Annotated in this window: 10 protein-coding genes, 1 other RNA gene and 1 pseudogene; 6 read left to right on the top strand and 6 right to left on the bottom strand. The window is 61.7% G+C overall.

The genetic code is table 11. The annotated features are described in order from the left end of the window. A pseudogene (locus ACLBYA_RS29245) lies at positions 1-348 on the top strand (HNH endonuclease); the annotation flags it as partial. Between the two features lie 57 nt (positions 349-405). Here ACLBYA_RS29245 and ACLBYA_RS29240 read toward each other — a convergent pair. Together ACLBYA_RS29240 and ACLBYA_RS29235 are read right to left on the bottom strand one after the other, a co-directional pair. Next, positions 406-840: a VOC family protein gene (locus ACLBYA_RS29240; protein WP_447712981.1), complete on the bottom strand. Its 435-nt coding sequence runs from the start codon at positions 838-840 to the stop codon at positions 406-408. A 10-nt stretch (positions 841-850) separates the two neighbouring features. Beyond that, complete coding sequence (locus tag ACLBYA_RS29235; RefSeq protein WP_447712980.1) at positions 851-1,180, bottom strand: helix-turn-helix domain-containing protein; 330 nt, start codon at positions 1,178-1,180, stop codon at positions 851-853. Between the two features lie 23 nt (positions 1,181-1,203). On the opposite strand from ACLBYA_RS29235, the gene rnpB reads away from it, so the two are divergent. The 4 genes from rnpB to ACLBYA_RS29215 all read left to right on the top strand — a co-directional run bounded on the left by rnpB (position 1,204) and on the right by ACLBYA_RS29215 (position 4,925). Then, positions 1,204-1,599: RNase P RNA component class A (rnpB, locus tag ACLBYA_RS29230), an RNA gene on the top strand. 165 nt (positions 1,600-1,764) lie between these two features. Next, entirely contained in the window at positions 1,765-2,910 is a 1,146-nt protein-coding gene (locus ACLBYA_RS29225) for a tyrosine-type recombinase/integrase (protein WP_447712979.1), read from the top strand. 202 nt (positions 2,911-3,112) lie between these two features. Further along, a complete protein-coding gene (locus ACLBYA_RS29220; protein ID WP_447712978.1) occupies positions 3,113-3,298 on the top strand; it encodes a helix-turn-helix transcriptional regulator in 186 nt (61 codons plus the stop codon). A 64-nt stretch (positions 3,299-3,362) separates the two neighbouring features. Further along, positions 3,363-4,925, top strand: a complete 1,563-nt coding sequence (locus ACLBYA_RS29215) for a hypothetical protein (protein ID WP_447712977.1) — start codon at positions 3,363-3,365, stop codon at positions 4,923-4,925. Positions 4,926-4,971: 46 nt separating this feature from the next. Here ACLBYA_RS29215 and ACLBYA_RS29210 read toward each other — a convergent pair whose 3' ends face one another. The 3 genes from ACLBYA_RS29210 to ACLBYA_RS29200 all read right to left on the bottom strand — a co-directional run bounded on the left by ACLBYA_RS29210 (position 4,972) and on the right by ACLBYA_RS29200 (position 10,732). Further along, complete coding sequence (locus ACLBYA_RS29210; RefSeq protein ID WP_447712976.1) at positions 4,972-5,574, bottom strand: recombinase family protein; 603 nt, start codon at positions 5,572-5,574, stop codon at positions 4,972-4,974. Between the two features lie 221 nt (positions 5,575-5,795). Further along, positions 5,796-8,900 carry an NACHT domain-containing protein gene (locus ACLBYA_RS29205; protein WP_447712975.1) on the bottom strand — a complete coding sequence of 1,035 codons (3,105 nt, stop codon included), beginning with the start codon at positions 8,898-8,900 and terminating at the stop codon, positions 5,796-5,798. Between the two features lie 371 nt (positions 8,901-9,271). Next, complete coding sequence (locus ACLBYA_RS29200) at positions 9,272-10,732, bottom strand: CYTH and CHAD domain-containing protein (RefSeq protein ID WP_447712974.1); 1,461 nt, start codon at positions 10,730-10,732, stop codon at positions 9,272-9,274. 142 nt (positions 10,733-10,874) lie between these two features. On the opposite strand from ACLBYA_RS29200, the gene ACLBYA_RS29195 reads away from it, so the two are divergent. After that, positions 10,875-11,672, top strand: coding sequence for an enoyl-CoA hydratase/isomerase family protein (locus ACLBYA_RS29195; protein WP_447712973.1), 798 nt, complete (start codon positions 10,875-10,877; stop codon positions 11,670-11,672). Between the two features lie 9 nt (positions 11,673-11,681). On the opposite strand, the gene panB is transcribed toward ACLBYA_RS29195, so the two are convergent. After that, positions 11,682-12,512, bottom strand: a complete 831-nt coding sequence (gene panB, locus ACLBYA_RS29190) for a 3-methyl-2-oxobutanoate hydroxymethyltransferase (RefSeq protein ID WP_447712972.1) — start codon at positions 12,510-12,512, stop codon at positions 11,682-11,684. Positions 12,513-12,605 lie beyond the last annotated feature (93 nt).

The raw sequence follows: 12,605 nt of genomic DNA, 5'->3' as shown, positions 1-12,605 counted from the left end.
AACCTGCACCCGATGTGCCGTGAACACCACGTGCTGAAGACCCACTATGGGTGGACACCGGTCATGGAACCCGACGGCACGATCTGTTGGACGGCGCCGACGGGCCATGTGTATCGCACGGCACCCGGTGCGGCAATACTGTTCCCCGACAGACGCTTTGACGTTCCGGTCCCACGAAAACGGAACATCACACCGCTCGACAACGAGTGCCGTGGCACCATGCTGCCCACACGGCGCCGCACCCGAGCACAAACCCGAACCCAACGCATCACCGCCGAACGCACCCGCAACCGCGAACAACGCGCCCGTCAAAAGGCCGAAAGCAACAGCGACCCACCGCCCTACTGAGGAGGGTGTTGAGTCGCAGTCGCCTGGCCGAGACGAAGGGCGGTGAGCAGCGTCCGGTCAGCCGAGGCTGGACACGTCCGCCAGTTGCGTCAGCCGCACACTGTTGCCCGACGGGTCGCGGAACCCGCAGTCGATGCCATAGGGCATCTCATGCGGCTCCTCGGTGAACTCGACACCGCGCGAACGCAATTCCTCGAACGACGCGCGGCAGTCGTCGGTGGTCAGGAAGATGGTCCCGGCGAAACCCTTGGCGGTCAGCTCGCGAACCTGCTCCTGGGTGGCCGCATCCATCACCGGCGGCCCGGGCACCGCCATCAGCACGATCGACACATCGTCCTGCCCGCGCGGGCCGACGGTCAGCCACCGGAAGATCCCGTCCACATCGGGTAGCGAAACATCCTGGTGTACTTCGAATCCGACCTTCCCGGTCCAGTACTCCAACGCGACTTGCTGGTCATGAACCCACAGGTGGGCACTTGCGATCTTGATCATGGCGGCAACGCTACGACCGCGGCACGCCGCCCGTCTTCTCCGGATGTGCTGTCTTGCGGGTATCGCGGGCCAGGATGCAACTGGGAATCCGTGCATGAACCGCGGCCGGCGGTAGCGCCGCGCGGTAGGCCGCGGGCGGGCGGCCGTATACCCGCGCGAAGGTCGTGGTGAACGACCCGACACTGGTCAACCCGACCATGGCGCAGATATCGGCCACCGAGCGGTCGGTGTACCGCAGCAGCCCGGCGGCCGCGGCCAGATCCTCGACGGTGATCGGCTCGGCATACCGGGCGTCGGCCAGGTCCTTTGCTCGCTGAAGATAGCGGGCGGCAGGCAACATGGTGCTACGGTAGCGCGCGCGGACGAGTTGGCCGGGCGGCCGCGGGCACCGGGCAACCGGTGTTCGAGGAAAGTCCGGACTTCACAGAGCAGGGTGATTGCTAACGGCAATCCGAGGCGACTCGCGGGAAAGTGCCACAGAAAACAGACCGCCACCCGTAAGGGAGGTAAGGGTGAAACGGTGCGGTAAGAGCGCACCAGCATCCCGGGTGACCGGGATGGCTAGGCAAACCCCACCCGGAGCAAGGCCAAGAAGGCCACGACCTCGGTTGTGGTCGCGCAGGCGTTCGAGGGCTGCTCGCCCGAGCCTGCGGGTAGGCCGCTTGAGGCACCCGGCGACGGTGTGTCCAGATGGATGGTCGCCGCCCGCCCGGATACTCCGGGCGGGAACAGAATCCGGCTTACAGGCCAGCTCGTCCGCCTCCCGCGCTTTAGCAGCGTATATGTGAGCAGAGAACCGATCCGCTACGCAGTGGCTACGCAGGGCGGCGTACGATCCGCGCTGTGAGCACACCGGCTATGAAACGTTCTGTACGGGCGGGCGTGGAGGATCAATGGCACCGTGACCCCCGTAGGGGTGAGCAGGTGTTCTATCCCGCCGACAATGTGGACGGGCCGCTGTGGTGTACCGACCGAACACATTTCAAAACGCCCGGCACGATGGTGTGCACCAAGCTGCACGGCAGGGGCAGGAGGTGGCGCGTTCGGTGGGTCGATCCAACCGGTAAGGAACTCACAAAGTCGTGGGAGAAGCGCGCCGACGCAGACGCGCACAAGCGGCAGGTTGATTCCGACTTGCATACCGGCAGCTACATCGACCCTGCTGCGGGTCAAGTCACGTTCCGTGACTACGCGGAGGCGTGGCGTCAGCGGCAGGTGCATCGGGACAGCTCTGCCGAGCACGTGGAGAGCCGGCTGCGGCTTCACACGTACCCGGTTCTGGGTGACCGGCCGATAGCTGCGATCCTCCCGAGTGAGATACAGGCGTGGGTAGCCGGGATCGAGTTGGCACCATCGACGGTGGGGGTTGTTCACGGAGTCGTGTTCGGCATCTTCAGAGATGCGGTGCGTGACAGGTGCATTTCGTCTAATCCGTGCGAGGGCACCAAACTACCGAAAAAGGTGCCCACGAAGGTCGTGCCGCCGACGACTGAGCAATTCGAGATCGTGCGGAGCAAGTTGCCAAGCGAGCTGCAAGGTCTGGCGACGTTCGCCGCTGGCACCGGTATGCGAAAGGGGGAGTGCTTCGGCCTCCTCGTAGATCGGCTGCACCTGCCGGACGAGCCCGGCGACCGCAGCGGCACAGTGAAGGTCGACCAGCAACTCCTCCGGGCGAATCCCGTCACGTTTGGACCGCCGAAAACGCAGGCGAGCTATCGGACGATTCCTTTGCCGGATGTGGTGGTCGAGGCGCTCAAAGAACACATGAGACAGTTTCCGCCCAGTCCCGAGGGGCTGGTGTTCACCTGGAACGGGAAGGCCATTCCCAGGTCGTCGTTCGGATACCACTGGAACGCGGCGGCGAAGGCCGCAAAGCTGGGGCCACGTAGCGGCCTGCACTCGCTGAGGCACTATTACGCCAGCTTGCTGATCCGGTACGGGGAGTCCGTGAAGACAGTTCAGGCCCGTTTGGGACATGCGTCTGCTGCGGAGACACTGGACACCTATTCGCACCTGTGGCCGGATTCGGACGATCGGACGCGCGATGCGATTGACTCAGTGCTGAGGTAGAGGCCGCTCGACGGTCGGTCGCGACACGCCCGGCGTGCCGCCTTGTGTCGAACAGGTGTTCGTGTACTGTCGCCACCAGTGGACGCCCACAGCATGTAGCAACGACAGCCAACCTGACACGAAACCCCACGGCGTCCAGTGCGCAACTGCGCAAGCCTGAACGGCAGGGGTCCATCGTGCTGCCGAGATTTTGAGGTTGGACATGTCCGAAGTCGCTTTGTTCATCGACGCTGCCGGTATCGCGGATTACTGCGGCCGGAGCATCGACACGGTGCGGTACTGGGAGCGGTTGGGTCAGCTCCCCAAGTCCGCTAAGCAGGGGCGTCGTCGCGTGTGGAAGCGGCACGAGATCGTGGCACATTTTGAAGCCATGTTCGATGCGGCGTAGCGCCTTCTCCAATGAGCGGATCAACTGCACTTCTGTTGCAGTGCCATCAATTTAGGGCAATCAATTGACTAATGAACAGTTCTTTCTAGAGTCCGGTAGCGATCAGCTGCGGAAGATCTATGAGTGGGCTCAAGCTCGCCATGTGTCACCGTGGGCGGTGCTGTTTGGGGTGTTGCTGAGAGTCTCGGCGAGCGTTCCGCATTTTGTGCAGCTGCCGGGGGTGATTGGCGGTCGGGCCAGCTTGAATCTGTTGTGTGCGTTCGTAGGTCGCTCAGGCACCGGCAAGGGTGCCAGTGCGGCGGTGGCTGCTTTGGCGTGGCCCGAGGATCTTCTGGTGTTGCCGCTGGGTTCGGGTCAGGGGATTGCGGAAGCGTTTACCAAGCGATCGGAGTCAGATGAGATTGTGCCGGTCATCTTCGATGTGTCCGAGATCGACACGTTGACGGGATTGACGAGGACTCAGGGCAGCATCGTGCTGCCGACGATCAAGAGCATGGCGATGGGCGAGCAGCTCGGGCAGGCCAATGCGACCAAGGGCGCTAGCCGAAACGTTCCGGCTCATTCCTATCGGGCGTGCATGTCGGTGGGTGCGCAGCCGGGGCACACCGGGGTGTTGTTCAGCGATACGTCTGGTGGCACTCCGCAGCGGTTCCTTTGGGTGTCGGTGACTGATCCGAACATCGCCGATGGCGAGTTCGACGATCCTGAACCGTTGGATACCGACATGCCGGAATGGGCCCCAGATGCTGATGGTGTGTTCGAGATCGTCTACGCGATTCCCGAGATCGCTGCTGCGATCAAGGCCGCTAACACCGCACGTAATCGCGGCGAGGTTGATGCCCTTGATGGGCACGCGCTGCTGACCCGCTGCAAGGTCGCCGCGCTGATGGCGATCATGCATGGGCGGACTGCGGTGATCGAACGGGACTGGATCATGTCAGGGACGATCATGGAGGTGTCCGACCAGACTCGTGCCTCATTGCTACAGCAGGAGGCGGACATTCGGGCAGCTGCGATTCGTGAGCGTGGTCGGGCTGATGCAATGCGTTCAGAGGGGCGTGAGGACTATCAACGCGATCAAATCGTCTCGGTGAAGGCCAGCATCGTTACCACGCTGACCAAGCGGGGCGGGGCTGCTTCATGGAGCGACTTGAGGGAGTCGTTGGGGAAGGCGCACCGGCGGAAGTTGTTGCCACTTGCCTTGGCTGAGCTGATTGAAGAGGGGCAGGTGGTGAAGGTTCCGGTTGCCGGCGGGACTCGCTACCGGCTGGTGGTGCCTGTTCAGGGTGAACGGCCCGTTCAGGGGGTTCCGTCGCAGGTCGGCGGGGATGAACGGGGTGTTCAGGATGAACGGTCGGGTCCCGTTGTAAGCATGGATTCGCACAGGTCGCAGAAGTCGGCTACGTCGAAGGTCTCCTGCCAGCGGTGGTTTGATGCGTACCTCACCGAGCTGTGCGAGCAGGGCCGCGACACCGTGGCGGCATCTGCTGTGCGTGAGGCAGGTATCGCTGCGGGGTACAACCTGAATCAGCTGTATGTAGCAGCCAACGCTAGGGGTCTCAAGGGGGCCGCTTGGTCCGTGGCTGGTTTCAAATCTGCGGAGAGAGAGGAGTCGCTGGCGGTATGAGGCCACCGCGGGGGTGCCGATGGGGGCACCCCCCAGGGGGTTGAGATCAGGACTCGTTGTCCTGTGCCAGGACGCGGTAGACGGTCGCCCGGCTGACGCCCAGGGTTGAGGCGATGGTGGTGGCCGGTTCCCCTGCCGCGTGCATTCGCTGCGCCAGTGCAGTCTTCTGCGCGTCCAGCGCTTTCGGTCGCCCGATGGACTGCCCGCGAGCCTTACGTGCCTCACGCGCTGCGGTACGGCGCTCACGTCCTAGTTCGAGTTCCAGCTCCGCCAGGCTTGCCAACACGCCGGCGATCATCCGACCAGCAGCGTTAGAGGTGTCGATACCCTCCCGAAGGGAACGCAAGACGATCCCGCGCTGCCCAAGTTCCCTGATGGTTGTCATCACCTCTGCGGCGTTACGGCCAAGGCGGTCGATGCCGACCACCACGATCACGTCACCTTCGCGGGCGTAGTCAAGCAGAGCGGCCAGGCCGGGACGCTGCTCGCGGGTGGAGGTTCCCGACAGTTTGTCGCTGTAGACCCGCGCCTCATCGACCCCGGCATCGACGAGCGCATCGACCTGCTGGTCCAGTGACTGATGGCCGGTGCTCACGCGGGCATAACCCAAGACAGTTCCGGTGACGGCGGGAGCGGTGGTTGCGGCCATGCGCCAATCGTCGCAAAACTCTCAGAACATGTCAATATGAGACATTTTTTCTGATACAACTTCTGCGACATGGCGACCTGGGAGTCTTTGGTGCACTGGGCCATGCGATGGGACTGTCTCAGTTCATTAGATTTGAGAATGGTGTGTGGGGGGCGAAGGGGCGACTTGAACAACTTGAAGTCGGAACTCTTGACAGCGCCAGTGATTCGCGTCCTATGACTCTACGACTGGGGGAGATCGGTTGGCTTGGTCGAGCGGGAGCCCTTCTTTCGGTGGCGTGGTTTGGTTGGTTCAGCCAACTTCCGTGGCCTCAGCTCGCTTTCGTCCGTGACGGCGTCGGAAGTCGCCTTTGCCCACATTTGCACTAGCGGGTCCTCTGAGGGCATGGCAACTGTCGGCGACTGGCCAATCATCATCAAGCTAAACCACCCGCACAGGTCCTTTAGCGGGCCTTCTAAGTGCTGGCTCACTTCCCTCAGCGAGGATCTTGTTCGCTTGAAGTGCTCGGGCGGAGTCAAGTATGCGATGAGCACTGCAATATCATCAAGCTCCGACTGGGTCAACTCGGGCCCAGAAGGTTTACCCGCCTTCGCGACAGTAAGCGCACCCATAAGTGCGTTGTTCACAATATTGAAAGTTCCAAACACATGAATAGTCGGTTCCGGCCTACTCCGGAGATATTCGGCAATTCTGTGCACGCCCTTATAGCCTCGGTCAAATTCAGTGTCGGCATCATCTCTCAACGCGCGGGTGAAGAACGACCGAATGGATTCCATGCTGGCTGGCACGTAGTCAAACCGTGCTCTAGGAACACTAGACAGGCTATGTAACGCGATCTCTGGTGACTTAGATAGGAGATCATCAATTGGAATTTCGTCGACGTAGTACAACGCCATTTTCGCCCAATCCCACTCGTCTTTATGCTGCCTCATTACGGCAAGAGCTGACTCACGAAGTTGGGTGATCTCTGCCGTCTTTTCGGTGTCGTCAAAAGGGTTAAAGCCTATACCCTGAGGCGAAGACCACGCCATCGCGGTGATTTCCTGGAGCGGTATGCTGGTGTCTGTCCCATCAACTACGTCTGACAGTAAACGAGCAACGCTGTCTGCATAATCGCGCACCAATTGCGCCCGAGATTCGCGTGCCGCAGACCTGAAATGAGTGACTGCATCTAGGTACAGCCACTCAAGATCTTTACGTTGCGATTCGGGATCGAGGTCCTCGCGCTCATTTTCGGCGTGGGTGTCAGCGCCATCGATTGGATATGGAAACAGGGACGAGACAACCAAGGCAACAACCCGCCTGACAACGGGAGGCGAGGGAACCAAATAGGAAAGTGAACGAGCAGTGAAAATGACGAGGGCGGCCTTGCTTTCCCAGTCTGTAAGGTCTTCTGCAGCAGACAGTAGGGCCGATACAGCCCTATCTGGACCGCCTTCGACTCTTACTGCATTCATCTGAATTGCTAGCTCGGCGACCACATCTAAGTCGCCAGATACTATTCCTGGGAGCAGTTCCGAACACAGCGAGGATGAATCGGTGTGCTTCCGGGCCAGATGCATACCGGCGAAATACTCTAGGAAAGTACGATGACTGAATTGATAAAGCCCTTCTCCAGCTGGATCGAGTCCGACCTCTGTAAGGACCCAGGCTCGGCCTTTGCAAAACGAGAAGAAGTCTCGGGCGGCAGCTTCGGCTTCCGCCCGCTGCTCGTATGCCCATTGAAGTAGGTAGTCTGCGGCGAGGCCGCTCAGCTGATTATCTGTAATTCCAGCCTGCAAGTTTGGGGAGCTGTATATCTTGTATGCCACGGAGGCTAAGACGCCTTCGAGGTGTGCTTCAAAAGGAAGCGGCGTAAAGAGCCCCCGGCTTCTGTCCCATGTCTTGAACAACATTTCAGAACACTTTTTATACACCTCGGGACGATTGCGCGGTATATAAGATTCAGTCTTGTAAATTGTGCACATCAATCCGAGCATAAGTGGGTTCGAGCGAATATCCGAAGCGTGAGCAGACTCGGACATGAAGTTGGAAGAGATTTCATCTCGTTGCGATAGGCTAAGATCGGGCGATAGATCGAACCACTTCTTTACGTAACTTTGCACTTGATTTTCGGTAAATCCTCCCAAGCTGAGCTCGCTGAACACATTGGGGTCCATCGAGTTATGCGAGTAGCCTACTTTTCGCGACGTGATGAGCATATTAGCGGTTGGATGAGCCCACGCGAAGGTGTCGATTATTTCAGCGATTTCTTTCCGATAGTTTGTATCTAAGAGTTCGTCTAAGCCATCAAATATTATGTATATTCGGCCAGTCATTAACAGGTAGTCTAGAGTAGATCGATCCATTACGATCTGGTAGACAGAGTTCGACTGTTCGAGAATGTAGTCGGCTATCGAACCGGCCTCATTTTGGAGGTAGTTACCAAAGTCGCGAATGATAATAACGAATGGAACGATCTGGCGATCTACGCCATGCAAACGCACCTCGCCTAGCGCGATTGCGCTTGCAATTTTGCGGGTCAGCGTTGTTTTGCCGCCCCCCGGATTTCCTAGAATTACGGCGCGGGGAATGGCGGTAATATTCTCAAGCTGCAAAGCTTCTTCGTATTCGCCGGAACCTGAGCGGTCTTTACGCCTTACCTCGGGCGATACAAATAGGCTGTCTATAGGTACAGGGTCAACACCATCAAAAGATTGCGGTTGTATTCTACCGAATTTTCTAATGACTGCGGCGGAGAATGTTGCCGTGATCTCCTCGATTCTCGACAGATCGAGCGTCGGCAGCGACAGCAGTTCTCTCAACTGATTATCGATGGACTCTAGATACAGCGTAGACATGATCGTGTGTGCTTCTGAATTGACTTCTGAAGACAGTTCGTCATCGTAAACGCTGGCTTGTTCGGTAATCTTTGCGGCGGTAGAACAAAGAATTCGCAGGAGCGCGTCGGCTTCTTTTGCGGAGGTTAGTCCTCTATTGCTGAGTCCTCGAAGGATTTCGGAACGTAGGGGCTCAGAGTTAACCGGGTCTCTCCCGGCGAAGAGAAATACGAAGATGTGCTGCATGAGCACACTAAAGTCGGGTGACTCTAGGTAGCTCTTGAGTCGAGAGTCTATAACTTCATCTTGCATTGCAAGAGTCGCTTCGATCTGCTCTGCTAGCCAGACGGTAACCGGCTGAAGGTCCTTTTGGGATGGTAGTTCGACCCGGTACGTCGATTTATAGAGCTTCCACGCGGCCGACGACGCTGCTTTCGCGGCGGCGAAGACTAGGGGCATCGCCGCCTTTGCAACAGTTCCGGCTGTAAGAGTAGAGGGAAGAACCACGACGTCAGGCTAACGTCTAGATTCGCACGCGACGCGAACGAAACGCATGGGCATCTCGTTTGAACTTGTTACGACCTTTCTCGGCGCTGGACGCAACCGTGGCCTATCGGCGGGATCAGAGACGTCGGCAGGCGTAGCGCTTACTCTGAGCCGTTCTATCGACGACAGCCGCAGTCGAACTCGCTACGCAGGCGCTACGCACAGCACCACTCTGCGCCCACTGGTGGCAGTTTGAGGACAGCCCGAAAAAGCGGATGTGAGCTGCGCAGTTCTGTCCGCGTTTGCGACTTGCCACCAACCGCACCAAGTTGCCGCGAACTGGGATAATGGCAACGGCCGATTTCCGGCTTACAGGCCAGCTCGTCCGCCCTCTATTTCTTGACGGCCTTCTTCAGCGCCTTCAGCGCGGCGTCGATACCGTCCTCGGCTTCGGTCGCCACCTCCGCCTCCTGCTGGTACAGCAGCCCATAGGTGAAGGTGTCCTCGCCGGCGGCATGCGCGGTATCGGACTCCTCCAGCAGGTGCACGCGGCTGACCACACTGTCCTGATGGTCGCCGAGCAGACTCTGGATGGTCTTCGCGCTCTCGGCCACCTTGCTGTCGCCGGTCGCCGCCGCCGTGTAGCGCAGGCGCTTCGCGCGCTTACGGATCTTGTGCAGCGACTCGTCGGTGCCGTCCTCCTCGGCGGCGTCGGCGGCCTTGCGGACCTTCTTGTAGGCCGCCGCCACACTGGACGCGGCCGACTCGTCCTCGGACTTCTCGGAGGTCTCCGACGGCGCGGCCACCAGCTCCTCGAGCGCGTCGAGCAGACGGAAATAACGCTCGGAGCGCATCGCCAGCAGCGACCGGCGCCAGCCGTTGGCATACCGCGCCTTGGCGCCGTCGACCAACCGTTCCCGCACCGGGCCACGCACCAGCTCCGGTGCCAGCCCGTCGAGTGCCTTCTCGTATTTCTCTGCCAGCACCTCGGCATCACGCGCCACCCCGAGGATTCCGGCGAGCAGCTTCAGCTCGTCCAGAATCCAGGCGTCCTTGGCCAGCCCGAACGATTCGTCGGCGAGCAGGCTGCGGATCTTGCGGGTGGTGACCCGCATCTGGTGCACCGAATCCCAGATGTCGGCGCGGACGGCGCGGTCCCACACCAGCAGCTCGGCGACGTTGTCGGCCACCGCGCGGCGGACGGGATCGGATTCCTCCACCTTGACGGGCTTGGACTCGCCGGTGTCGAGCACCCGGGCCAGCTTCGACCCATGCCCGGCGGGTGCCGCGCCGGCGTCGAGCAGTCGGTTCGACAACCGGTCCAACAAATCGGGCACACCGCCCTTGCCGACCAGTTCCAGCTCCCACTCCCGCCACACCTGCGGCTCGCTGTCCGGGCGCAGCGCGGCGGCGGTCACCTGGTCGTCGCAGAACTCGGCGACCGGGGTCTCGTCGGCGCCGAACAACAGGGACACCGTCCGGTGCGTGGTGATCCTGGCGACGGCCGCCAGCGGCCGGTCCCGAACGATGGCCGCCACCACATCGCGCACCTCGTCGGGCACCGAATCCTCCAGCGGCGCGCGCACCTCGGTCCGGGAATCCGGGCCGGCCGGCAGCTTCACATGCCAGCCCGCATCGGTGCCCCCGGTGCGCCGACGCAGGGTGATCTTGTGTGCGGACAGGTCCTGGTCGGGTGTGTCGTAATACACCGCCTCCAGCACCTGGGTGGGTGCATGCTGAACCCTCGACACCACCGCGAGCCCGTCGAACGACGGCGAGACCGTCGTCTCGACGACGTCGAACTTGCGCTCAACCTCGGTGTGGCGCGACGTTTTTGGCTTGTCAGCAGGCATTTTCACCCTTGTTCGATGGGACGCTCGGTCGAAGTTGTGAACAGCGTGCCACATCCAGGTGAACAACCTCCGCCGTGCTGAGGACGGGGTTTCACCGGGCACGTGTCACGCATCACGCGCCCGGCGTAATACGGTGTGCGCCATGACCGCATTCGAGACGCTGAAGTTCACCCGCGACGGTTCGATCGTCAACATCGTGCTGGACCGCCCCGATGCCGCCAACGGCATGAACGCCGCCATGACGCACGATCTGGCCGTGGCCGCGTCGCTGTGTGACACCGCCCAGACCAAGGTGGTCACCCTGACCGGCGCCGGCCGGTTCTTCTGCGCGGGCGGCGATCTGAAGGCGATGGCCGCTGCCGAGGACCCGGGTGCCTTCGTCAAGGGCATCGCCAACGATCTGCACCGGGCCATGTCGACCTTCGCCCGGATGGACGCCGTCCTGATCACCGCGGTCAACGGTGTCGCCGCCGGGGCAGGCTTCTCGCTCGGGGTTTCCGGCGATCTGGTGCTGGCCGCCGAATCGGCCTCGTTCACCATGGCCTACACCAAGGCCGGCCTGAGCCCGGACGGCGGCGCGAGCTACGTGCTGCCCCGGCTGGTCGGCCTGCGCCGCACCCAGGATCTGATGATCACCAACCGCGTCGTCAAGGCCCCCGAAGCCCTCGACTGGGGCCTGGTGACGGCGGTGGTTCCGGACGCCGAGTTGCCCGACCGGCTCGCCGAGCTGGCCGGGCAGGTGGCCGCCGGTGCGCGTGGCTCCAACTCCGCGGTCAAACAGCTGCTGGTGACCAGCTACGCGGCAGGGTACGAGGAGCAGTTGGAGCACGAGGCGCGCCATATCGCCGGAAACGCCGCCAGCGCCGACGGTAAAGAGGGCGTGGCGGCGTTCCTGGGTAAGCGCGCTGCGGAGTTCGGCGGAGCCGAACAAAAAGCCTGAGCGGCTGATCTAGTAGGAGTGCTCGTCGGCGGGGAACACCCCGCCGGCGACCTCATCGGCGTACTGGACCGCGGCGCGGCGCAACTCGGTGCCGATCTCGGCGAACCGCTTGACGAACTTCGCGGTCTTGCCCGAGTTCAGCCCGGCCATGTCCTGCCACACCAGCACCTGCGCATCGCAGTTCGGTCCGGCCCCGATACCGATGGTCGGGATGGTCAGCTTGCCGGTGATCTGGGTGGCCAACTCGGCGGGCACCATCTCCAGTACGACGGCCACCGCACCGGCCTCGGCCACCGCGATCGCGTCGTGGATGGTCTGATCGCCGGCGTCGCCGCGGCCCTGGACGCGGAACCCGCCCAGGCCGTTGACGCTCTGCGGGGTGAAACCGATATGCGCGATCACCGGGATACCGGCCTGGGTCAGCGCCGCGATCTGCGGGGCCACCCGCTCGCCGCCCTCCAGCTTGACCGCGTGAGCACCGGTCTCCTTCATGAACCGGGTGGCGGTCTCCAGCGCCTGATCGGCATTGCGCTCGTAGCTGCCGAACGGCAGGTCGGCGACCACGAGCGCGTGCTGCGCACCGCGCACCACGGCACTGACCAGCGGGATCAGCTCGTCGATGGTGACGCGCACCGTGGTGTCGTAGCCGTACACGACGTTGGCGGCGGAGTCCCCGACCAGCAGCACCGGGATACCGGCGTCGTCGAAGATGCGGGCGGTGGAGAAGTCGTAGGCGGTCAGCATCGACCACTTGTGGCCTTCGGCCTTCCACTTCTGGAGGTGGTGGGTACGCACCTTCACGGGCGTGTTCGCGGCACCATAAACAGACTGCTCAGACATCTTTGTCCTTCGATGTGTGTTGTCGGGTCGTTCCTCGAGGCCCATCCGGGTCCCCGGGTCGTCTGACGCGCTCAAGTGTGCCACCGCAGGCAT

The sequence above is a fragment of the Mycobacterium sp. C31M genome, from assembly GCF_053345865.1.
Note: the sequence above shows the minus strand (reverse complement) of the source record. Positions and strands in the feature narration are given on the sequence as shown.

Coding starts and splice junctions, on each gene's coding strand:
- ACLBYA_RS29240 (WP_447712981.1), bottom strand. CDS start 840: ATGATCAAGATCGCAAGTGCCCACCTGTGGGTTCATGACCAGCAAGTC.
- ACLBYA_RS29235 (WP_447712980.1), bottom strand. CDS start 1,180: ATGTTGCCTGCCGCCCGCTATCTTCAGCGAGCAAAGGACCTGGCCGAC.
- ACLBYA_RS29220 (WP_447712978.1), top strand. CDS start 3,113: ATGTCCGAAGTCGCTTTGTTCATCGACGCTGCCGGTATCGCGGATTAC.
- ACLBYA_RS29210 (WP_447712976.1), bottom strand. CDS start 5,574: ATGGCCGCAACCACCGCTCCCGCCGTCACCGGAACTGTCTTGGGTTAT.
- ACLBYA_RS29200 (WP_447712974.1), bottom strand. CDS start 10,732: ATGCCTGCTGACAAGCCAAAAACGTCGCGCCACACCGAGGTTGAGCGC.
- ACLBYA_RS29195 (WP_447712973.1), top strand. CDS start 10,875: ATGACCGCATTCGAGACGCTGAAGTTCACCCGCGACGGTTCGATCGTC.
- panB (WP_447712972.1), bottom strand. CDS start 12,512: ATGTCTGAGCAGTCTGTTTATGGTGCCGCGAACACGCCCGTGAAGGTG.